This is a genomic window from Tuberibacillus sp. Marseille-P3662 (assembly GCF_900178005.1).
In the GTDB taxonomy this organism is placed as follows: Bacteria; Bacillota; Bacilli; order Bacillales; family Sporolactobacillaceae; genus Marseille-P3662.
Genome location: NZ_FXBS01000005.1, coordinates 157,299 through 178,489, shown reverse-complemented (window position 1 = coordinate 178,489; position 21,191 = coordinate 157,299). Strand labels below are relative to the sequence as shown.

Genomic DNA, 21,191 nt, shown 5'->3' with positions numbered 1-21,191 from the left:
AATTAAAAGGGAGATTGACTCATGAAAAAATACATCGCTATCATCACATTGTCTTTACTCAGCATCGGTGTCTTAAGTGGTTGTGGTAACAGCGCATCAAGTTCAGAGAGCGGCAACACCGAAGACAAAACAGTAAAGGTTGGCGTCAACCCTTCAGGCGTGCCGATTTGGAATTATGTTAAGAAAAAGGCGGCTAACAAAGGGATTAACGTTCAACTCAAAAAATTTTCCGACTATGTTCGCCCGAATCTGGCGTTAGCGGCCGGCGATATTGATATGAATGCATTCCAGACGGTTTCCTATTTCGATTCGTTTATTAAAGAACGTGATCTTGATTTAAAACCGATCGCAACAACAATTATTGCACCTATGGGCCTATATTCAGATAAATTCAAGTCACCTAAGAACATTCCTGATGGCGCCCAAATTGCCCTGCCTAAAGAAGCCACTAACATGGGGCGGGCGCTCTTACTTTTACAATCAGCTGGTTTAATTGAACTGCCAAAAGATTTTGATGGTGTCGGTACCTTGAAAGCTATTAAAAGCAATCCAAGGGATCTCAAATTCAAACCTGTTGCTGCTGCACAAACACCGAGGTCCATACCAGATGTTGCCGCATCTGTAGTTAATAATGGCGTTGCCGTTGAAGCTGGATTCACACCTGTGAAAGATGCAATGTTCCTTGAAGACGACACAGCAACACCTTATATCAATATCCTGGCGGTCCAAAGCAAGGACGTGGATGATCCAACATTACAAAAACTCGCTGACATCTACCAACAAGAAGATGTGGCTGAGCACATCAAAGAAGTCTTTGACAATTCATTAATTCCAACTTTTGTACCCCTTAAGAAAATTGGATGGTAAGCATACGTACGCGAGAATGATACCGTCGATCTCGACAACAAGGAAATAATACTCATTGCTTTTGAAAGCCACCCTGAATATACAAAAAATCAGAGGATATAGGTCAGATCAGTGTGCCTATATCCTTTTTAACCTTGCCGCTTAAATTTCATAATCAGTTCATAGTAAAGCAAAGTTATTGTTTGGACAACGAGAAAAACTGGGACGGAATAAGGGATTTGATAACCTCGTTGGTGATGAGTGACACCCATCACAGAGGATACCCACTCGGCCCCTAAGCCAATGATCGTCCATACGATAATGAACCCAATGACGGTTTTTTTATTAATGCCTAATGCATCATAGATGTAAATAAAAAAGTAACTGATCGGCGCGAACATAAAGTAAGTCACCACATCAAACAATTCATAATCCCCTGAATCATTGACCTGGTAGAAATTAATGAGCCCTCCTCCGATGGTAAAATCAAATAAAGTTGCAATAGCAAATCCCCATACTAAATACATCATGGTCACATCCCGAGGGAATCGCTTTGGCAAAAGGAAAAAAATAGCATATACGATGACAAAGGCGATCGATAAATATATTTCATTTTTGTCAAAATGTTCCCATAACATCATGAAACATCCACCTCACCATGCGTCAATTTTCTAAATAAGTAAAGTGCGAAAAACGTGATGACATACATGACGATTAAATAGATCACATCATAGCCAAAGTTCCACTTAACATAGGTAATGATATTAAAATAGAGGGAAAAGCCTCTCATTATAAGTAAAAATACCAAGGAAGCCATCATCGTTAATAGGGATCCTGTAAAGGTCTTGGTTCGATAAACGAGATTTAATTGCGTAATTAATGTCATTGGAATGATGACACTCCGGTTCAGTAAAAAGGAAACGTGCTTCATCCCCTCTTGCGTTTCTTTAATCAGGGACATTTCCTCAAAAACGATCCATGATACATTAATCGTTAAGATCAGTAAGATTAAAAACACAAATGTATTCTCTACAATAGAGAATTTTTTTGGTATAAGGGCAAATATGACAATAATGAGCCATGAAGCCAAGCAAAAAACGGCAAATCCCATGATGTAACCTCCGTTCAAATTCTTTTGCTATGATTATTGTTTTGATTTCCAAAGAAAATATACAGAAATAAAAAGGTAAGGACCTATTAACATGATTAATAAGCCCTTACCTTTTTTGGATCGGTTAATGAACTGACTTAGCCTAACGGATGCTTAGACTTTTGTTCCTGTGGCGTATTCTAATTGCTCGCGCAAATATTTCGCAATCTCCAACATACCGTATTTGTTAACTTTAGCTTCAGCATCTGAGTTATAGTTCGTATTTGTATTCACGTCGTAAGTGTAAATTTGCCCATCTTTGTCACGAATAAATTCAATACCGGCAAAGGCGATCTGATTCTCCTGCAAAAATGCTTGATATTGCTGAATGATGGATTCATTAAAGTTCTCAATAATTAAGAACTGTTCGCCTGAACTTTCGCCATCGATCGGGCAATTTAAGTCGTCAATGGTACATGCATCAGCGGGGCATAGTTCAAAGCCTTCTGAAGTGTCCACTCTCACCGCATATAAAAATTGGCCGCCGACAAACTCACAACGGGTAATAGAGGATTCAGGTGAATCAATGTATTCCTGAATGAGTGTTATGCCGTCAATGGGCACCTCAAATTCAGGGGACTCAACGTATTGCTCTAAAGCTGCAATGGAATTAAACAACTGCACGCCCAATCCTTTTCCCGCTCGATTGTGTTTTGTGATAAACGGTGTTGTACCAAATGCCTTTGCTGCTTGAATAACCTGCTCCTTCCCACCAACCGCTGCAACGGTTTTCGGTGTTCGTACACCATGCACACCGAGCGCCTGATATTGCGCCACTTTACTCACTTCAAGTTCCAGTGCCCGCCGGCCATTGAATACTTTCCTCCCATGGCTTTCTAACCAATGGAGGACAGCTTGCGTATATTCAGGTGCAAACCGGTGATCGCGGGTATGGGAAGAAGCACTCATACGATTATAGAACACACCCTCAGGCGGTTCTTCTGTTAAATCCAAGGTTCCTTCATCGAGGAACCATTCTTCGTATGGGACGTTTAATTCATCCAGTCGTTGCGTTAGATGTTCAGTCCAATCTGAATTCTCATGAATAATGTATACCTTCGCCATCGTGCATCACTCCTTCCTCATTTTCATTGAACGGCCTGACGTCTTTGTTCAACAAGCGGCATAACTTGTTTTGAAAAGCGTTCCATTTCTTCGAGCTGCGGTGAGCATTGTAGCAATAATAGATTAACGCCGGCATCTTCAAATTCTAAGATTTTATCAGCGATTTGCTCTGGTGTGCCAATCAACCGTGGTCTTAGTCCACGATTGGAGACAGAATAATCAAACCGTTTGACCTCTTGCTCCAACTGTGACTTATTCGTGAAATCCGCCATGCTTTCGAAACCGGCAGCCGATTCGTTGTCTTGAGTAATCCGCTCGAGTTCAGCCAACGCTTCTTCCTCAGAATCCCGGCAAATCACGAACGCAGCGAGTCCAAACGATTGGAAAGGATCCTTGCCCGCTTCTTGGCGACGTTGTTTCATATCCGTTACCTTGTCGTGAATTTCATCCACAGTACCCCCATGCATCACATAAGCATCACATTGGGAGGTGATGATGTTTTTCCCTTGTTCACTTTCACCACCCGCATACAGCTTCGGATTCGGTTGCTGAACAGGCTTTGGCTCTAAGCGTGTGTTTTCAATGTCATAGAATTTGCCTTTATAACTGAACTGATCTTCTGTCCAAAGGCCTCTCATCACATCTAAAAATTCTTTCGTCCGCTCATAACGTTCGTCATGTTCTGTAAAAGCGCCGCCATACTGGCGGGCCTCTTCCGCCCACCAACCGGAAACAATATTCAGCGTAAACCGTCCGCCGCTGATATGATCAATATTAGCAGCCATCTTAGCTGTCACCGCTGGATTATGAAAAACAGGACGGACCGCCGCCATGATTTCCATCGAATCCGTTACCGACGCTAGCCCCGCCGCTGTTGTCCATGCTTCAAGCGTATCGGCTTCGGTGCCTTTGATATCATTTAAATACAGTTCCGCAATTAATGTTGTATCATAGCCCCATTGTTCCGCTGATTGGACCACTTCTTTGGCATAATCAAACGTTGGCGGCATCTGCTCATCATTTACGTTCCGTAACCAGCCGCCAAAAATAGGCAGCCAAAAACCATATCTCATCAAGCTCAACTCCTTGTTGTCAATTAAACAAAATGTTCCCACAGTTTAAAATTACACTAAGCCTACCACCTTGCTTGGGTTTTGGTCAAAGGTTTTGACTCGGTAAGAATTGCTCGCTATTTTATTAGGTATGAGTATGCCATGGAATTGCGGTGCTTTTGCTGAAATCACGCCGATATTCCTAAATATGAAAAAACAAAAACAGGCCCTCAAGTTACCTTGAGAGCCCCAATCCATTTTGATTTCCGGGAAATAATATGACTCATTAATCTATATATCTTCTAGCTCCAGCAAACTCCTTGGCATAGGCTGAGTCAAAGACATCAATGATTTCAACAGTGCTGCTAGAGTTCGGGGAATGGATCATTTGGCCATTACCGATATACATACCTACGTGATGTACGCTGCCTTTTCCTTCATTATAGGCAAAAAATAGGAGGTCGCCTTTTTTCAAGTCTTCCTTAGCCACTGGCTTTCCGTTTTCTGCCTGAACGCTTGAATCACGCGGAATAGTGACGCCATGTGCCCGATGAATGGTATAGGTGAAACCTGAGCAGTCAAAACCAAATCCAGACACACCTGCCCATAGGTACGGTAAGCCTAGGAATTGCTTCGCCGTTTCGACAAGATCTTCACCCGTAGGCTTAGGAATATCTTTTTCAGAGTCATAGATCGTAACGTCAGATGCAGCGATCCATTTCATCCCGTTACTCGGTGTCGCGACTAGGGCTGTATCCCCTACTTTAGTAATTACGGGAAGACGCGTATTAAAACTGATTTCTTTAAATTTTCGCTTCTGTTGCTTATCATCATAAAGCCATGCCGTCGGGTCGGTTACTTGAGCAAAGGCTCTGCTGTTTTTCATGTGGTCATACATCGCATGATTGGCAAGCTGGCGTTTCGGCATCCAAGCAGGATAGCCTAACTGATTCTTGGGTGTCGGCTGACCATGGACAGCGACTTTAGCCCATTGACCCTGTTCCTCAAGAATGGTCACTTCCTGCCCATAAAGTCCCTGGGTTTGTAGGTTGCCAACTAAATTTAACTTCTGATCTAAGGTCATGCTTGTCGTCCACTCCCACATATCGACGGGATTAGAAATCGTTGGTGCATCAACGGGCCGATTCAATCCTGGTTCAGACCATAGCGTAGCAACAGATACATCAATATACGATGTTTTTTGCACTTGATGTTGTGTAGCGGCATCGGCATGACCATATAAAGGATTTAACACACTCGCAATGAGCACAACAACTAAAGCATAAATGAACTTAGAGTAACGTTTTGTCATATAATAATACCTCCAAAAAGTTATTTTTCAATGCCAAGTCCTGCACCATCCGGTAACGTGATCACTTTTCCGTCGAATTGCATCCCCCCACGCATTGATTCATGATTAAGCCATAATGGCGCATCGAGGTCATAATGGGTGATATTCCGATGAGCAGTGGCCACATGAGCGGCAGCTGTCACCGACAATTGGGATTCCATCATACTGCCCATCATACATGCCACACCCGCTGCTTCTGCGACATCGGCAATTTGACAAGCTCGGCGAATGCCACCGGATTTCATTAGTTTAATATTTAGTAGATCAACAGCCTCTTCCTTTAGAAGATGGAAAGCGTCATGGGATGAAAAGACACTTTCATCAGCCATAATCGGGGTTGCGACGCGGTCGCGAACAAATTTTAATCCTGCAAAGTCATGCATAGCGACAGGCTGTTCGACCCATTCAATCGCGATATTATGATCTTCAAAGTACTGAATCATTTTCACAGCCTGTTTACTGGTCCACCCCTGATTAGCGTCTAACCGCAAGCGCACATGATCACCAACAGCTGCCTTAACCGATTGTATCCGTGCAATATCCTCTTGCTCATGGTTACCCACTTTTATTTTCAGCACGTCATACCCTTGTTGCAAGCATTTGGCAGCGTCCGCCTTCATCACTTCAGGTTCATCAATGGATATTGTCATATCGGTTTCTAACCCTTGCATACGACCCCCAAGCAAGGCATAGAGCGGCAAATCAAACACATGGCAATATAGATCATGGAGCGCGATGTCCACGGCAGCTTTAGCACTTGAGTTAGCGACACAACTGCGATCAACATCCACCAGTAAACGTTCCAAGTCCAGAATGCTCCGGTTTTTAATAGTCTCATAGATCGGTCCGGTGATAGCAGCTTGAATACTGCTTAAAGATTCTCCAGTGATCTTCCAGGTTGATACAGCCGATCCCAAACCAATGTGTCCTGTATCCAAATGAAGGACGACTTCAACTGTTTCTATAGCGGTTGCTGTTCTTAGTGCGGTTTTAAAAGGTTGATTTAATGCTACAGACGTCTGACGGCATTCTAAATCGACAATTTTCACTGCTCATATCTCCTTATAATACTGATAAAATCTTGGCCGTTATTAATCCGAAGTAAGTTCCCATAAATGATCCCGCAAGTGCCATTAATACACCGATGGGAATGAGAGCCCGATTGTACGCCCCTGCTAAAAGCGGCGCTGACGCCATACCACCGATATTGGCTAAGCTTGAGACACCTAGTGTGAACAAGTCGAGTTTGAACAACTTAGCCACCAACGCCATGATCACAGCGTGCACAAGAAGGATCATGAAACCAGAAACAATATAGATCGGTGCCTGTAACAGATCAGAGAAATCGGCACGCGAGGCGATCAGCGCTATGACGACATAAAGCAAAACATTGGCCACATCCATCGAACCTGGGATCTTCGAAACCTTTGTCATCGCTAGTAAAATACCAATAATAGATACAATAAAAATGGTCCACGTCGTCGTACTCACAATCGTTCCAAACTCCGGTAACAGACTGCCTACTTTTGTCGCAACTGCAGCCGTGAACAGACCGATCGCAAACAAACCAATGATATGAACAAAGGACACCGATTGGTCCTGCTTTTCTTCGTGTTCAGCGATGAGTTCAGAACTCACTTCATCTAAGTGCGATGTATTCGCCTTCGCCCAGCGATTAAAAATCGCTGCAAAAGGAACCAGCCAAAACATAGCCATTACCCATGTCGAATAATTGATGGTATCCATAATAAGGGCATAACCAAAAATATTTTCCGGAACATCGAGAATACCTTGAATGATGACCATATTGGCTGAGCCACCTGTCCAGCTTCCCGCTAGCGCCCCAAGCGCCTGCCACGTATCAGATACGTATAGCCCTTTAAAGATAAGAAAAGTGATGACAAATCCTAAGATAATACTGACAACAGCTGTAAAATACCCCAGCAGCATTTTCGGGCCTAACTTGATCAATTTCCTCAGATCACAGTTCAATAACATTAATAAAATGAGGGTTGGCAGTAATGCGCCGCGAACATTGCTATAGGCTGAGTCAATGGCATCTGAAGAACCGAGAATTCCGGTTGTTTTCAGAAAGGCGCCAACCAAATAAATAAGGATAATACCAGGAACAACATTGAAAAACCGGCTTGCTGAACTTTTTTCGATATAGGCGATAAGTCCAGCTAATCCAATCATAACGCCAAGGTATAAAAAACCATCTTGTATCATATCGATACCTCCCTTTTTAATGATATATATGATAAAAACCCAGCCAATAGGAAAAGATTGATTCCTATCAGCTGGGTTTTACCTACGCATCAAATAGATAAAGCAGCTTCCCTACTTTTGCAGGGTGTCATCATATTTTTTCTGGGCATTCTTGAATGCGACAATCAAAGCTTTTTGTGAAGAGCCAAAGTATCTTTCCTCGATGGCTTTAATGACCCCATCTGGATCACAAAAACTTTTGCCAATAAACAGGGCTTGAATAAATTGTTTCGTAGAGTCGAGAATGGCTGTACAATCAACATCTATAATTTCGCCATTCTCACGGTTTATGACAAACCCAGCGAAAAACGTCGTGTATTGTTTCGTAATTGGGTTATTCTCCGGTGATTTAGCTTCACCGACAAAATCAACGGTATTCTGTTCGTACACTTTATCACTCCTCAGAAAGTTCCAACATCTTCCGCATGGGATACCTGTCGATGAAAACAGATAGACATTACAGAATGTGCGCTTTCCGGGATTTTGAATTTTTGAATTTTCATCATTACTTTAGCATATGGTGTATGCGATTTCAATATGATTGTTAAAAAATATGTCGAACTTTTGATCTGTCCTGCCCATAAGGGGTTAATTGCGGCGAGTTGAATGAGAATTGCGCTATTTTTACGTGGAATTGCGGCCTTTCTACAAGGAATTGCGCTCTTTAGACCGTTTATTGCGCTCTTATCCATTTTTAGGAAGATAATAATGTCTACCTTTGGTTGATCCTTGAGAGCATAGATTCATTGAATTTAAAATTCTATTGGCAACATGTCGGGATGGAATATGGAGAAATTGACAACACGCTTGGTTGGTGATAAATGGATGAATAAGAAGAAGATAGTCTCTTATCGCTTGTTCATGAGCTGCTTTCGAATAGGATTGACAGAAGGGGCAATACCAATTTCGAACAATACGTTTCATTGCAAAGGTTCCACAATTAGGGCATTGGACACCACGTCTAATGTCTTTTTTATCAATACCATAAGTCTCAAGGATATTAAATGCGGGCGGTTGATGTGCCTGCAATAAGCATTCACTGATTTGATCTAGCCTATTAGAACTCATAACGGGATTGTGATATTTCGTTTTTAATTCATTGATTTTATTTAGCAGTTGCTCATTATGAATGACCTTTTCATACACAGCTTGATTGTTAGGTGTTGTTTTGAGGATGGTTTTGGGGTTACTAATGCTGACGAGCGTTTCAATCGGCAAAGGTGTGAGGTTATTATTATGTAAAAATGTGTGCCATTCGAACTTATGACGTTCAACCTGTGAGAGTGGATCGATAAAGCCTTCTTCCTTGTCTAGATATGATCTAATCAGCTGATGGAAAGATGTATCGAAGAACAGCGTCCCAGCTATATTTTTGACTTCAATAATGAGAGCAAAGAACTTTGAGAGGACTAATGTGTCGATTTGAAAGACACTGCCATGGCGTGCAGGAAGTCGAAGATCATTAAAAATCCGATATTCAGTCTGGGGTAGGCCGTCGAGGTAATAATCTAATGACATTTCACCGCGGTAACCAGCGCTTCTCTTGGTTGCATCCGTTTGAATGTCCTGCCGTTTTACGTGACCATGGACCAGTCTTCTTAACAATGCCTCATCCATTTCTAGTTTAAGCGGAACAGATCTTTTTTTGACAATCAAATAAGTAACCCTCCTATATTATTATTGCCCTCTTTTTTGCGGACTTTTTCACCTAACATTCCACCGCTTTTCTATATAATAATGATTCATAGATCAAACGTAAATACATAATTTAAATTTTTACATACAGAGTTATTGCGGCGAGTTGAATGAGAATTGCGCTATTTTTACGTGGAATTGCGGCCTTTCTACAAGGAATTGCGCTCTTTAGACCGTTTATTGCGCTCTTATCCATTTTTAGGAATATATCCATTTGACCTTCATGACTCATTATAAAGATTGCATAGATACCACGACCATATTAGAGAATAGTGAAGCAATTAGGGGATGATATACGCTTACATCATTTTTGGTGTTTTGACATTATCATGTTATGATGTTTTGGTCTGAATAAAAAATATCAAGCTTAGTTTTGCTTTATATATAATTAACTATTTTAAAAGGAGGTACAGTCTTTGAATCTAGCAACAATTAAACAACAATGGTTTTCCAATATTCGCGGGGATGTCTTAGCTGGAATGACCGTGGCACTTGCTCTGATTCCCGAGGCCATTGCCTTCTCGATCATCGCCGGTGTTGACCCGATGGTAGGACTCTATGCATCTTTCTGTATCGCCGTTGTCATTGCCTTCACGGGCGGACGTCCGGGTATGATTTCAGGTGCCACGGGAGCAATGGCTTTGTTAATGGTCACACTTGTCGCCGATCACGGTCTTGAATATTTATTCGCAGCCACCATTTTAACCGGCATTATTCAATTGATTATGGGTGCGTTAAAACTCGGCCGTCTTATTACTTTTCTACCACAAACGGTCATTATTGGATTTGTCAATGCCTTAGCGATTCTGATTTTCATGGCCCAGCTGCCACATTTTGAAGGACAATCCTGGATGATGTACGCCATGGTTGCAGGAACCTTAGCAATTATTTACTTGTTACCTCGACTCACAACAGCCGTTCCCGCGCCATTGATTGCCATCATCATTATGACGATCATTACCATTTCATTTGGCCTTGAATTAAAAACCGTCGGTGATATGGGCAACATAACGCAGTCCCTTCCAACTTTTCATTTGCCTAACATTGATGTATCATTTCACACTTTCATGACCGTTTTACCTTATTCAATTACTTTGGCCATCATTGGTATGACTGAGACCCTACTCACGTCAACCATCGTTGATGAAATGACCGAAACCAAGAGTGATAAAAATCGAGAAATAAAAGGACAAGGCATCGCTAATGTTGCGACTGGATTTTTCGGCGGTATGGCTGGTTGTGCCATGATTGGACAATCCGTCATTAATGTTAAATCAGGCGGCAACGGACGACTGTCAGCTTTGGTGGCCGGTGTCTTCTTACTATTTCTGATTATGATCCTTGGTGATGTTGTGACACAAATTCCGATGGCTGCGCTTGTCGGTGTGATGTTCATGGTGTCCATTGGCACATTTGACTGGCAGTCCTTACGTGACTTGTGGAGAATGCCGCGCTCAGATGCATTGGTTATGATTCTGACCGTCGCCGTTGTTGTCTCCACTCACGATCTATCTAAAGGTGTCATTGCCGGTGTGATTGTAAGTGCCTTGATTTTCGGTTGGAAAATGGCCAAGATCAAAGCAACAAACAGCTACCAAGACGACGTTAAAGTCTACACGATATCTGGACAGCTGTTTTTTGGCACAATGAGTCACTTTATTGATTTATTTGAAGTTAAAGCAGATCCTGAAGTGGTCACCATTGACTTCAGCCATTCCCATGTCTGGGATCACTCAGCCGTCACGGCGATTGCCAAAGTCATTGCTAAATACCAAAAAGCCGGAAAAACCGTCCATATCATTGGTCTTAACGAAGAAAGTCAATCGATTGTGAATCAAATTGGCCTCTCGTCGACGGGTCACTAAACGGCAATGTTAAGCCCCCTCCTTGTTAAGAGCGGGGGGCTTTTTATATCTTCTGATGTAAACATCACTGACCGTTTATCCTTGTTATTGAAAAAAACACAGTGAAAAAGTGATGAATACGATTATGTCTACGCCTAACCTTAGGCTTTTGCCTGCCTTCATTCGCAAATTCGGCACCTTTAAGTGCTTGCATGGCTTGACGTCGGTATTGAGATTCCATGATCATTGAACAATCACCCAACCTTTGTAACCGCTTTCTTTTTATGATAATCCTTATACCTTCTCATGTAAATACCTTTTAAAATTCTATTTTGCCCCTTATACAATATGCCCGACTTACGCTATAATAAATCATCCAGGGAGGGTCATTGATGAGAGTAGTTAAGGAAATACAAAGTCAGCAGGCAACCATGCAGTATCAACGAATCGCTCAGCTCGCTTTTCCAGATTTAAACGTGATGAAGTGGCCGACGCTCAAAGTCCATCCCAATCAGCACTTGTACGGATTGTATGAAAATGATCAGCTACTTGGTGGGATGAGGTTATTTGACTTTGACATGAATGTTTATGGACAATACATGCCTACCGGTGGGCTCGGTTTGCTGGCCGTTGATCTTTTGCATAAGAAGGAGAAAGTCGCTCGTGACCTTGTCCAATTCTTTATTGAATACTACCGTCAACAAAACGCTGCATGGGCAATGCTTCACCCCTTCAATACACACTTTTATAAACAGATGGGGTTTGGCACAGGCACTGAAGTGAGACAATACCACGTCAAACCAGAGGCTTTTCCAAGTCATGGATCAAAAGCCTACCTTGTCCACTTAACAGATAGCGATAAGCCCAACATAATGGATTGTTATAATCGTTTTGCTGCACACAATCATGGTTTGTTCTATCGTCCAAAATTCGAAAGTGAACTAAATCGCAGTTACAACGCTTGGTCCATTATTGGATACCGGTCGTACTCTGGTCGATTAACGGGCTATCTCATATATTCCTTTCAAAACGATCAGCTGCTTATCCATGAGTTCGTCTATGAATCACCTGCCGAGTTAAAAGCACTCTCGCGGTTTCTGTACGATCAACGTGACCAAGTTGACCGAATCGTGTTGAATACTACTGACGAAGCGTTTTATTTTCTTTTAGATCATCCGGAAAATGGGTACCACCACATGACGGATGGCTTTATCGCCGATTATCACGAATCTTACATAGCTGGTGTTGGCCCCATGTACCGCGTGCTTAATATTAAAATGGTGCTTGAATCTTATGGACAGCAACACGCCAACCTTACCGATACTCGATTTAAGCTGACCATTAACGATCCGTTTATGACAGACGTTCATGGGGATTATTGGGTCACAACATCTCCAGAAGGTATCGAAGTAAGCCGCAGCGAACAATCCTATGATTTTGCAATGAAGATAGGTATTAGCGAATTTTCCTCCCTTATGATGGGAACCGCATCCTTCCAGAATCTCTATCAAATAGGGCTCGTGGAACTATCTGATCCAGAGGCCTATGCTGTAATCCAAGCGATCTTTCCAGCTACGAAGAAACCAATGTGTATGACGGCTTTTTGATAAAGGCTATTTTCGTAAACTTTGTTGCTATTTGAGAGGAGAGGTTGATTTTCGACCTTTAGCTTTCATAGGTCTATTTAAAATAGGCAACAATCTCTTAGAAAGAGCCCTGATAAAAAACAGCGTTGCTCGTCTTTGAGCAACGCTGTTCAATATCTTATCTTCGATGGAACCTCGTCCGGTCACCGGCGATCTTCTTCCACTTTTTCTTTTCTTCTAATTGCGCTTTCTTATCATTCTTTCTCTGTAAAAAGGCAAGTTCCCTTTGTAATTTTACATAACTGTCATAACGTCCTTGATCCAATTGACCATCCTTAATCGCTGCTTTCACCGCACAGCCAGGCTCCGAGTCGTGGCGGCAATCATTGAACTTGCATTCACGTGCGAGCGCTTCTATATCAGAAAAACTGTGATCAATACCATCTATTGAATCCCACAATTGCAGTTCACGCATGCCGGGTGTGTCAATGAGAACCCCTCCACTTGGCAAAAGGATCATTTCCCGATGGGTCGTTGTATGTCGACCTTTATCGTCCCCTAGGCGGGTATCCTGTACATGTTGAACAGCTTCACCGTAAAGATGATTAATCAATGTTGATTTTCCAACACCTGAAGAACCTAATAAAGCGATGGTTTGCCCTTCATCCAAGTATTGAGTTAGTCCATCGAAGCCTGTTTCATCCACCACACTGATGACATGAATCGGGACACCCAACGCCACTGACTCAACGTCGCTGACTTTTTCATCTGTATCGTCACAAAGATCTGCTTTACTTAGAATGATCACAGGATTGGCGCCACTTTCCCATGCCATGACAAGATAACGCTCGATTCTGCGAATATTAAAATCATGGTTTAAAGCCATGACGAGAAAGACCGTATCAACGTTCGCTGCGACAATTTGCTCATCACTCTTCACACCCGCCGACTTTCTTGAAAACTTACTCTTCCTCGAAAGAACAGCGTGGATCATGGCTTGATTCATTTCAGGCCTTAGCGAAATCACCACCCAATCACCGACAGCCGGGAAATCCTCCCGCGTCTCAGCTTGATAGTGGTACTTCCCTGAAATTTCAGCCCGTAACGAGCCATATTCGGCAAAAACTTGGTAACTTCCTTTATGCTCCAAGGCAACCCGTCCGACGGTTAAACCTTCTTTTCTATAACCTGTAAATGCCTCTTCAAAATCTGTATGCCATCCTAATTTATTCAAATTCAATACAAACATCTCCATTAAATGATTTTGTAAAACACAAAAAACCCCTGAGCAACTGGCACAGCCCACGGGTCATCCATTTCACCTATAAACAATCATCAATGGAAATGAAAAACTATAAAATTCGTCCGGCGGGCTGTGCTATGAAATTAACGGCAACTTCAAACATGATGTTCACTTGTGTCATAACACATCACCCTTTCGTTTCATTGTTAATCGTAGTATAGATTAAATGTCACTAAAAGTAAACCCTTTCATTGTGCTATAACGTCGCATTTAATAACATTATCGCTTACAATGGGGACGACAGTTAACGCCGACGTCATTGAGAGACCTTTGCCTTGGCATGAAGTTATTGTAGGATGTGAGGTGAGACCATGATACGAACACTGATTGTAACAACTAACGGACGTTTGGAAACAGACGCTTCCCTAACGCGCTTAAATGACCCAGATATTGACCGTTATTGGGTCGATTTTAATCAGCCAACTGAAGCGGAAATCTTGCAGTTGGAGACCTTCTTTCATTTTCACCCATTGGCCATTGAAGACAGTGTTAAAACCCTTGAACGTCCAAAATTAGATTATTATGATCAATTTTTTTTCATTGCTACCCATGCTATTGAGAAGGGTCATTTAGACAAGCACGAAATTGATATGTTTTTAGGCGACAATTTTATTGTTACCTTTCATAAAAAGGCAACAACAGAAATCAACAATGTATGGCAGCGGATTGAGAATACGGCAGACAGAGAACAGAGATGGGATGAGTACTATATTGTCTATGAAATTCTGGATAAAATGGTCGATAATTATTTTCCATTACTGTATGAAATCGAAGACCACTTAAATAAAATTGACGAAAACACGGATGAGGAACCGATGCAAGTATTAATGGAACAATTATTTGATACGAGGAAGGATTTATTGAATATTCGACAGACCATCAATCCCATGCGTGACTTACTATACCGGATGTTAAATTCAACCCATTTGCCAGGGGTCCACGAACGGCGAGAGTATTTTGCCGATATCCACGACCACCTTTTAAAACTAACGGACATGATCCAATCCAACCGGGAAATGACCGCAGATATCCGTGATAGCCATCTTTCAGTCAACTCTTTTCAGCAAAACCGGACAATGATGGTATTGACCGTGATTACCGTTATTTTCAGTCCACTAACCTTTATTGCCGGTGTTTACGGTATGAATTTTCAATATATGCCCGAACTTACATGGGATTATGGCTACTTTATCATTCTTGGACTGATGCTTATAGTCGGGGCCGGTTTGTTCATTTGGTTCCGGAAGAAAGGTTGGTTTGACTAATACAAAGGACATCCAGATGACTACTAGTCATGACTTGTCACAAAAACGTTATTTTCATCTCTCTATCGCCGAGCAGCCGTTGTTATAATAGCTGTAAAATCAGTCTCATAGGAGATGATGACATGTCAAAAAACCTTCCAGGCATATTCCGCATGATCGGCTATGCAGAAGGTGTGTCCTACTTAGTATTACTGTGTATCGCCATGCCTTTAAAGTATATCTTTGACTATCATATGGTCGTCACCATTGTGGGGGGCCTTCACGGCGGCCTGTTTATTCTATATATCCTTGGAGCCCTCATTATGACAGTTGTCTACCGTTGGCGGATAATTAAAACATTGTTAGCCGCATTAGCATCTGTGATCCCGTTTGGCCCGTTTATTTTCGATGCGAAGTTTGTAAACAATTAGAGTATAATAAAGCTGGGACAAAAAGTATTTTAGTCACAGAATAATCCGAACTTGTTTTAATCAGTTCGGATTATTTGTTGAAAATCGCCATTCCTGTCATCGCTTTATCAAAATACTTCGCTTGCCGCGGGCGTCTACATATTTTGACGACGCTTAGAATTTGCTTTTATATCTAATTGTTCGGCTCTTGAGTATCCTGTTTTAAATTTATCCCAGCCTCTTTTCACTATTCATTGGCTGCAACTTTTTTTGTGTGATTCGGTTTTTGACCCTGCTTATTGTCTGATTTAGCCAATACCGTCAATAATGAAACCGCAACAAAGCAAAAGCTCGCAATCTGAAAAAGAGCGCCGTAAGACACAAACGTTGAAATAAAGCCGAACACAATCGCGCTCAAACCAATACCGCCATCAATGCACGAGAAGTACATTCCGTTGGCGACACCGCGACGTTCGGTTGTTGTTTTGGACAAAATCCACGCTTGCAATGAAGGCAGCATGGATCCATAACCAATCCCGAATAATATGCCGGCAATAATGATGTAAATATCTGATGTTGCGAACGACAGTACCCACAGAGCCGCGAATGCAAAGATGGCACACACGGAAACCATCGCTTTTGGTCCATGGCGGTCAAACCATTTTCCAGAGAATGGCCGAGACACTGATGCAAATGTCGCGTTAAACAAATAGAAAAGAAAAATATGCTCGAGACCACGCTCTTGGGCAAAAATCACAATATACGTAACAATAGATCCATAAGCAAATGTCGTTAGTAAGGTGATCAACGCTGGGTACCAACTTCTTTTTTCTATTAAAGATCCAAAGTAGGAGAAATGAACATCCTTACGCTCTGTTTGTTTAATGGCCTCAGGTGTTTGAAAACGAACGCGCGACATGAGAATGAATGACGTTACACAGAGAAGCGTCGATATGACAATCACCCAGTTAAAATTAAACTGTTGATACACATAAATCCCCAAACTCGGGGCAATTGCTAAGGATAAGGTTACTGATAATCCATAATAACCCATGCCTTCACCGATCCTAGAATTCGGAACAAGGTCAACTGCGGCGGTTCCGTTCGATGTTGACGTCCATCCCCATGCCAAACCATGAACGAGACGAAACAAAAGAAAGATAAAAATGATTTGAGTCACAGGATAAAGGATGGTTAGCACCAAAAGCGTCGCTACACCCAGTAAGACCATTGGTCGTCTTTTATTAAATGACAACAGATAGCCGATAAATGGGCGGGCAAACACAGCACCAACTGAGAAAAGCGTCGTGACTAGGCCAATTTCTAGACTCGATGCGCCTAAAGATTGAATATAAGGCGGAAATGTTGGGATTAACATTTGGAATCCCATGAACACAAACCAGTTTGCAAATATTAGCATAAAAAATGATTTCGTCCAAAGTGGGGCTTGCTTTGTGTTAGCTGACATACACTCACCTCTTTCCATTTCTCAAAAATAAACCCCTCTCCTGTCTGTCACATAAAGAGAGGTGGTTCCTATTGAATCTAAAAATATATCATTAGGTAAAGCACATTTTATAATCAACCTTTTAATTATACCGATATTGTCCGAATATGTCAAAACCCAATTTCCTTCAATGATATCGTTCATGCGTGGTTAAAACGAATACAAGCAGATAACAATAACGGACAAAAGGAGATGATTCAAATGAAACAACATGAGCATAGCAAATCGAACGTAACCGAAGCTGGGACAGCTATCGATAAAGTCAAGCGTCAGAATGATGATTCAGGAATGTCATATAATGAGGCCATGGAATATATTGCCCGGACAACGGGTGGGCAAGATACACAGTTTCTTAGCAATACTGATGTTGAGACAGTCAGACAACAGATACAAAGATCAGAAGAACATTAACAGGATAAAAACGACTCATTGGAATGGTTGACTTGAATTTTGGTGATTATATTTCACCTGGAGGGTTCATAAACCTTTTTAACTGTCGCTTAACGATTACCAGCGGAAGACCGCTGGTTTTTTTGCCATATAGATACCAACCCAAACGGCAAATACAACAAACTGAAGATCAATAAAGCCACGGCCTCCAAAGACAAAATATAATAAGGATAAGGCCCAAGAATATCCAACATACTAGATGAATCAGGTTTCCCTGCCAAATACATATAATTAACATTCAACCAGGCATCGATGACAAAATTAACAAGCGCAATGCCATTCACTGCGATAAAAGACTTCAATAGTGATTGCCATGTGATCTTATATTGGTACAGCCAGGTCATAATAAGTGGTGCTATCAACACCAATAAATGGGCGAAGAAAAATTGCATATAACGAAATTGTGGAAATCCATAATTTAAAAAAGGTGTCATGACTGCCTGAATAGCCCCACCAATAGCAATAAAATAGATGATTTCAAATAATACCCTGTTCTTAGTCAACAACATAATACCGCCCAATATCAAGGAAATACTACAGAGCTCAAGCGGCAAGGCAAACTCGTAATGCCATTGACCCGTTGCCAAATACCAGATGTCCAGGGCCAACCGGGTACCAATCATTGCCCAGCCAATGGTGATGCGGATGCCCTCACGATAGGGTAATAGCTTTTTTCGAAATAAGTAAAACGCAATAACGAGTAACGCAACCGTCCCGATGGTTACTATATGAGCGGAACCAAACATATCAAATTCAACCTGTGGATTATAAAACCATTCCGACATATCCATCACCCCGAACCAATGATACCATACAGAAAGGATCAGGCCCCCATTGCTTAAAAGCAGCGGGGGCCTGACCCCAATTGTTAAATAATCAGACTGATAATCAGGGTAACTACAAATCCGACAAGCGCAATGATCGTCTCCATCATCGTCCATGAACGTAGGGTATCTTTTTCAGATAAGCCAAAGAAGCGGTTGACCATCCAAAAACCAGAGTCATTAACGTGAGACGCAATCGTTGCACCTGATGCAATTGCAATCACAAGAAGACCTAGCATCGGCCCGCCAATACCGAGGGATTCAATCATAGGATGAATCAAGCTTCCAGCCGTTACCATAGATACTGTTGCCGAACCTTGGGCAATCCGGACAACTGCTGCTACAATAAAAGCAAACACAATGATTGGCATGTTCAGGTCCGCCATAGCATTCGCCAAAATATCACCGACACCGGTTTCCACTAACATTTGCCCGAAAACGCCGCCGGCACCCGTAATCAAAATGATCACGCCGGCTGGTTCCAATGCCTTCGACGCAATTTGTTGGAGGTCTTCCTTCGAGTAACCACGGCGGGTCCCCAATAAATAAAAAGTTAGCAAGGCGGTAATCGTTAGAGCAACACCCGGGTTACCGATAAATTCAAAAACAGCCCGAACATTGTTGCCTTCTTCTAAAACAGCTGTTGAAAGTGTATTCGTTAAAATGAGAATGAGTGGAATGAGCACGAGAAACACGATCATACCAAAGCTCGGAAGTTCCTTTTCATCTTTTTGTTCCGGCATTTGTTCTAACATAACTTCAGGGACTTTAACATGAATTTTTTTGGCAATATATCTACCGAATACCGGACCAGCTAAAATGGCAGCTGGAATACCCGCACATAGACCGAAGAGAATCACCCAACCAATGTTTGCCTCTAGCAAGGAAGCTACGGCAATCGGCCCTGGCGTTGGCGGCACAAAACTGTGCGTAACGGCTAGACCCGCTAGCAATGGAATACCAAAGTATAGCAAGGATTTTTTAGTCCTTTGCGCCATACTATATAAAATCGGCACTAAGATAACAAAAGCAACATCGAGAAAGACGGGAATGGAAATAATAAAACCGGTTAACATAAGGGCCCAGTGTACGCGTTTTTCACCGAATTTTTTCATAAGAGTGAGCGCCAATCGCTCAGCACCGCCGGATACTTTTAACACCTCGCCAAACATGGCACCTATACCGATAATAACGGCAATCTCACCAACAGTACCACCCATACCATCCTGTACAGCCTTAAGAATTTCCGATGTGTTCATCCCCGATAGAAGTCCAACGATATAACTGACAACGATTAGGGCAAAAAACGCTTGTAATTTCGTCCGCATAACAAGGAAAAGCAGCAAGGCAATCCCAAATGCGGCAATTAATACGAGTGCTGTTGAAGACATGATGTTCCTCCTAAATATTGAATCATTAATGACTATGCCAGACTACCATTCAGCAATAGTGCCATCTTCATGGCGCCAAATTGGATTTTTCCACCGGTGATCTTCCTCTACCGCAGCCTTAACGCGGTCCTCATTAATTGTTATGCCAAGGCCGGGTCCTTTCGGCATTTCTACAAATCCATCAGTATATTTAAACACAGTCGGATCTTCCAAATAATCTAGTAAGTCACTGCCTTGGTTGTAATGGATCCCTAGACTTTGCTCCTGAATTATACAGTTCGGCGTACAGGCATCGACTTGCAATGAAGCTGCTAGATTAATCGGCCCAAGCGGTGCATGTGGCGCCACAGCAACATCGAAAGTCTCGGCCATAGCAGCAATTTTTTTTGCTTCTAAAATACCACCTGTATGGGATAAATCGGGCTGAATAATATCAACATGGCCATCGATGAGCATTTGCTTAAAGCCCCAACGTGTATAATTACGCTCACCCGTGGCAATAGGCGTTGTTGTATGATTAGCAATCTCTTTAAATGCTTCCATGTTTTCAACTAAGACAGGTTCCTCAATGAACATCGGCCGATAAGGTTCAAGCTCTTTAACTAACGTTTTGGCCATTGCCTTATGGACGCGCCCATGAAAATCAATGCCAATCCCGAAGTCATTCCCAGTCGCTTCCCGAATTGCGGCCACACGGGAAACAGCCGCTTCAACTTTTGAATAACTATCAATATAGTCGATCTCTTCTGTGCCATTCATTTTAATGGCTGTGAACCCAGCGTCAGCTTTTTCTTTTGCTGCTGCGCCCACATCTTGTGGACGGTCACCGCCAATCCAGGAATAGACACGAATCTTATCACGGGCTGCACCTCCGAGCATTTCGTATACAGGCATATCATGATACTTGCCTTTGATATCCCAAAGAGCCTGTTCAATGCCGGATATCGCACTCATGAGCACGGGCCCCCCACGGTAAAAACCGCTGCGGTATAACACTTGAAAGTGGTCTTCAATATACCTAGGATCTTTTCCAATTAAATAATCCATCAATTCATCAACACATGCTTTTACTGTATGAGCACGGCCTTCAACAATCGGCTCGCCCCAACCCGTAATGCCTTCATCTGTCTCAATTTTGAGAAACAGCCAACGCGGGGGGACCTGATAAAGTTCAAAATGTGTGATCTTCATATAATAAAGCCTCC

21 protein-coding genes are annotated in these 21,191 nt (G+C 42.2%); 6 read left to right on the top strand and 15 right to left on the bottom strand.

Going from position 1 to position 21,191, the window contains the following annotated elements:
• Positions 1–21 precede the first annotated feature (21 nt).
• On the top strand, positions 22–867 hold the full coding sequence (locus B9Y89_RS06975; RefSeq protein ID WP_085522516.1) for a MetQ/NlpA family ABC transporter substrate-binding protein: 846 nt from the start codon (positions 22–24) through the stop codon (positions 865–867).
• A gap of 128 nt (positions 868–995) precedes the next feature.
• Here B9Y89_RS06975 and B9Y89_RS06970 read toward each other — a convergent pair whose 3' ends face one another.
• The 9 genes from B9Y89_RS06970 to B9Y89_RS06925 form a co-directional block, all read right to left on the bottom strand.
• Positions 996–1,487, bottom strand: coding sequence for a hypothetical protein (locus tag B9Y89_RS06970; RefSeq protein WP_085522515.1), 492 nt, complete (start codon positions 1,485–1,487; stop codon positions 996–998).
• On the bottom strand, positions 1,484–1,957 hold the full coding sequence (locus B9Y89_RS06965; protein WP_085522514.1) for a hypothetical protein: 474 nt from the start codon (positions 1,955–1,957) through the stop codon (positions 1,484–1,486). Before B9Y89_RS06965 ends, B9Y89_RS06970 begins: the two co-directional genes overlap by 4 nt.
• A 153-nt stretch (positions 1,958–2,110) precedes the next feature.
• A complete protein-coding gene (locus tag B9Y89_RS06960) occupies positions 2,111–3,061 on the bottom strand; it encodes an ATP-grasp domain-containing protein (RefSeq protein WP_085522513.1) in 951 nt (316 codons plus the stop codon).
• A gap of 23 nt (positions 3,062–3,084) precedes the next feature.
• Positions 3,085–4,134, bottom strand: coding sequence for an LLM class flavin-dependent oxidoreductase (locus B9Y89_RS06955; RefSeq protein WP_085522512.1), 1,050 nt, complete (start codon positions 4,132–4,134; stop codon positions 3,085–3,087).
• A gap of 265 nt (positions 4,135–4,399) precedes the next feature.
• The gene (locus B9Y89_RS06950; protein ID WP_085522511.1) at positions 4,400–5,425 is read right to left on the bottom strand and encodes a C40 family peptidase; all 1,026 of its coding nucleotides are present in this window, start codon (positions 5,423–5,425) and stop codon (positions 4,400–4,402) included.
• Positions 5,426–5,445: 20 nt separating this feature from the next.
• A complete protein-coding gene (locus B9Y89_RS06945) occupies positions 5,446–6,513 on the bottom strand; it encodes a dipeptide epimerase (protein ID WP_085522510.1) in 1,068 nt (355 codons plus the stop codon).
• A gap of 13 nt (positions 6,514–6,526) precedes the next feature.
• The gene (locus B9Y89_RS06940; protein ID WP_085522509.1) at positions 6,527–7,693 is read right to left on the bottom strand and encodes a DUF819 family protein; all 1,167 of its coding nucleotides are present in this window, start codon (positions 7,691–7,693) and stop codon (positions 6,527–6,529) included.
• A gap of 111 nt (positions 7,694–7,804) precedes the next feature.
• Complete coding sequence (locus tag B9Y89_RS06935) at positions 7,805–8,122, bottom strand: DUF3870 domain-containing protein (RefSeq protein WP_085522508.1); 318 nt, start codon at positions 8,120–8,122, stop codon at positions 7,805–7,807.
• A gap of 294 nt (positions 8,123–8,416) precedes the next feature.
• Positions 8,417–9,388 (bottom strand): nuclease-related domain-containing protein, encoded by a 972-nt coding sequence (locus B9Y89_RS06925; RefSeq protein WP_085522506.1) that lies wholly within the window; start codon positions 9,386–9,388, stop codon positions 8,417–8,419.
• A 455-nt stretch (positions 9,389–9,843) separates the two neighbouring features.
• Between B9Y89_RS06925 and B9Y89_RS06920 the strand changes: the two genes are divergently transcribed.
• Complete coding sequence (locus B9Y89_RS06920; protein ID WP_085522505.1) at positions 9,844–11,292, top strand: SulP family inorganic anion transporter; 1,449 nt, start codon at positions 9,844–9,846, stop codon at positions 11,290–11,292.
• A gap of 64 nt (positions 11,293–11,356) precedes the next feature.
• Here the strand turns inward: B9Y89_RS06920 and B9Y89_RS19000 are convergent, their stop codons facing one another.
• Entirely contained in the window at positions 11,357–11,518 is a 162-nt protein-coding gene (locus tag B9Y89_RS19000; RefSeq protein WP_176222136.1) for a hypothetical protein, read from the bottom strand.
• A gap of 145 nt (positions 11,519–11,663) precedes the next feature.
• Here B9Y89_RS19000 and B9Y89_RS06915 point away from each other — a divergent pair, with 145 nt between their 5' ends.
• A complete protein-coding gene (locus B9Y89_RS06915) occupies positions 11,664–12,878 on the top strand; it encodes a GNAT family N-acetyltransferase (RefSeq protein ID WP_085522504.1) in 1,215 nt (404 codons plus the stop codon).
• 157 nt (positions 12,879–13,035) lie between these two features.
• Here the strand turns inward: B9Y89_RS06915 and rsgA are convergent, their stop codons facing one another.
• Positions 13,036–14,106, bottom strand: coding sequence for a ribosome small subunit-dependent GTPase A (gene rsgA / locus B9Y89_RS06910; protein ID WP_176222157.1), 1,071 nt, complete (start codon positions 14,104–14,106; stop codon positions 13,036–13,038).
• A gap of 365 nt (positions 14,107–14,471) precedes the next feature.
• On the opposite strand from rsgA, the gene corA reads away from it, so the two are divergent.
• Positions 14,472–15,425: a magnesium/cobalt transporter CorA gene (gene corA / locus B9Y89_RS06905; protein ID WP_085522503.1), complete on the top strand. Its 954-nt coding sequence runs from the start codon at positions 14,472–14,474 to the stop codon at positions 15,423–15,425.
• Between the two features lie 122 nt (positions 15,426–15,547).
• On the top strand, positions 15,548–15,835 hold the full coding sequence (locus tag B9Y89_RS06900) for a DUF3817 domain-containing protein (protein WP_085522502.1): 288 nt from the start codon (positions 15,548–15,550) through the stop codon (positions 15,833–15,835).
• Positions 15,836–16,061: 226 nt separating this feature from the next.
• Here the strand turns inward: B9Y89_RS06900 and B9Y89_RS06895 are convergent, their stop codons facing one another.
• On the bottom strand, positions 16,062–17,282 hold the full coding sequence (locus B9Y89_RS06895) for an MFS transporter (RefSeq protein WP_254901202.1): 1,221 nt from the start codon (positions 17,280–17,282) through the stop codon (positions 16,062–16,064).
• Between the two features lie 240 nt (positions 17,283–17,522).
• Between B9Y89_RS06895 and B9Y89_RS06890 the strand changes: the two genes are divergently transcribed.
• Positions 17,523–17,732 carry a hypothetical protein gene (locus B9Y89_RS06890; RefSeq protein ID WP_085522500.1) on the top strand — a complete coding sequence of 70 codons (210 nt, stop codon included), beginning with the start codon at positions 17,523–17,525 and terminating at the stop codon, positions 17,730–17,732.
• An 89-nt stretch (positions 17,733–17,821) separates the two neighbouring features.
• On the opposite strand, the gene B9Y89_RS06885 is transcribed toward B9Y89_RS06890, so the two are convergent.
• The 3 genes from B9Y89_RS06885 to dgoD all read right to left on the bottom strand — a co-directional run bounded on the left by B9Y89_RS06885 (position 17,822) and on the right by dgoD (position 21,177).
• Positions 17,822–18,556 carry a YwaF family protein gene (locus tag B9Y89_RS06885; RefSeq protein WP_176222135.1) on the bottom strand — a complete coding sequence of 245 codons (735 nt, stop codon included), beginning with the start codon at positions 18,554–18,556 and terminating at the stop codon, positions 17,822–17,824.
• An 83-nt stretch (positions 18,557–18,639) separates the two neighbouring features.
• The gene (locus B9Y89_RS06880) at positions 18,640–19,986 is read right to left on the bottom strand and encodes a GntT/GntP/DsdX family permease (RefSeq protein ID WP_085522499.1); all 1,347 of its coding nucleotides are present in this window, start codon (positions 19,984–19,986) and stop codon (positions 18,640–18,642) included.
• A 42-nt stretch (positions 19,987–20,028) separates the two neighbouring features.
• Positions 20,029–21,177, bottom strand: coding sequence for a galactonate dehydratase (gene dgoD, locus B9Y89_RS06875; protein WP_085522498.1), 1,149 nt, complete (start codon positions 21,175–21,177; stop codon positions 20,029–20,031).
• Between the last annotated feature and the right edge of the window lie 14 nt (positions 21,178–21,191).

What these genes read in the sequence shown, in the direction of transcription:
- B9Y89_RS06975 (WP_085522516.1), top strand. Translation starts at nt 22, where the DNA reads ATGAAAAAATACATCGCTATCATCACATTGTCTTTACTCAGCATCGGT.
- B9Y89_RS06970 (WP_085522515.1), bottom strand. Translation starts at nt 1,487, where the DNA reads ATGATGTTATGGGAACATTTTGACAAAAATGAAATATATTTATCGATC.
- B9Y89_RS06965 (WP_085522514.1), bottom strand. Translation starts at nt 1,957, where the DNA reads ATGGGATTTGCCGTTTTTTGCTTGGCTTCATGGCTCATTATTGTCATA.
- B9Y89_RS06960 (WP_085522513.1), bottom strand. Translation starts at nt 3,061, where the DNA reads ATGGCGAAGGTATACATTATTCATGAGAATTCAGATTGGACTGAACAT.
- B9Y89_RS06955 (WP_085522512.1), bottom strand. Translation starts at nt 4,134, where the DNA reads ATGAGATATGGTTTTTGGCTGCCTATTTTTGGCGGCTGGTTACGGAAC.
- B9Y89_RS06950 (WP_085522511.1), bottom strand. Translation starts at nt 5,425, where the DNA reads ATGACAAAACGTTACTCTAAGTTCATTTATGCTTTAGTTGTTGTGCTC.
- B9Y89_RS06940 (WP_085522509.1), bottom strand. Translation starts at nt 7,693, where the DNA reads ATGATACAAGATGGTTTTTTATACCTTGGCGTTATGATTGGATTAGCT.
- B9Y89_RS19000 (WP_176222136.1), bottom strand. Translation starts at nt 11,518, where the DNA reads ATGATCATGGAATCTCAATACCGACGTCAAGCCATGCAAGCACTTAAA.
- B9Y89_RS06915 (WP_085522504.1), top strand. Translation starts at nt 11,664, where the DNA reads ATGAGAGTAGTTAAGGAAATACAAAGTCAGCAGGCAACCATGCAGTAT.
- rsgA (WP_176222157.1), bottom strand. Translation starts at nt 14,106, where the DNA reads ATGTTTGTATTGAATTTGAATAAATTAGGATGGCATACAGATTTTGAA.
- corA (WP_085522503.1), top strand. Translation starts at nt 14,472, where the DNA reads ATGATACGAACACTGATTGTAACAACTAACGGACGTTTGGAAACAGAC.
- B9Y89_RS06900 (WP_085522502.1), top strand. Translation starts at nt 15,548, where the DNA reads ATGTCAAAAAACCTTCCAGGCATATTCCGCATGATCGGCTATGCAGAA.
- B9Y89_RS06895 (WP_254901202.1), bottom strand. Translation starts at nt 17,282, where the DNA reads ATGTCAGCTAACACAAAGCAAGCCCCACTTTGGACGAAATCATTTTTT.
- B9Y89_RS06890 (WP_085522500.1), top strand. Translation starts at nt 17,523, where the DNA reads ATGAAACAACATGAGCATAGCAAATCGAACGTAACCGAAGCTGGGACA.
- B9Y89_RS06885 (WP_176222135.1), bottom strand. Translation starts at nt 18,556, where the DNA reads ATGTCGGAATGGTTTTATAATCCACAGGTTGAATTTGATATGTTTGGT.
- B9Y89_RS06880 (WP_085522499.1), bottom strand. Translation starts at nt 19,986, where the DNA reads ATGTCTTCAACAGCACTCGTATTAATTGCCGCATTTGGGATTGCCTTG.
- dgoD (WP_085522498.1), bottom strand. Translation starts at nt 21,177, where the DNA reads ATGAAGATCACACATTTTGAACTTTATCAGGTCCCCCCGCGTTGGCTG.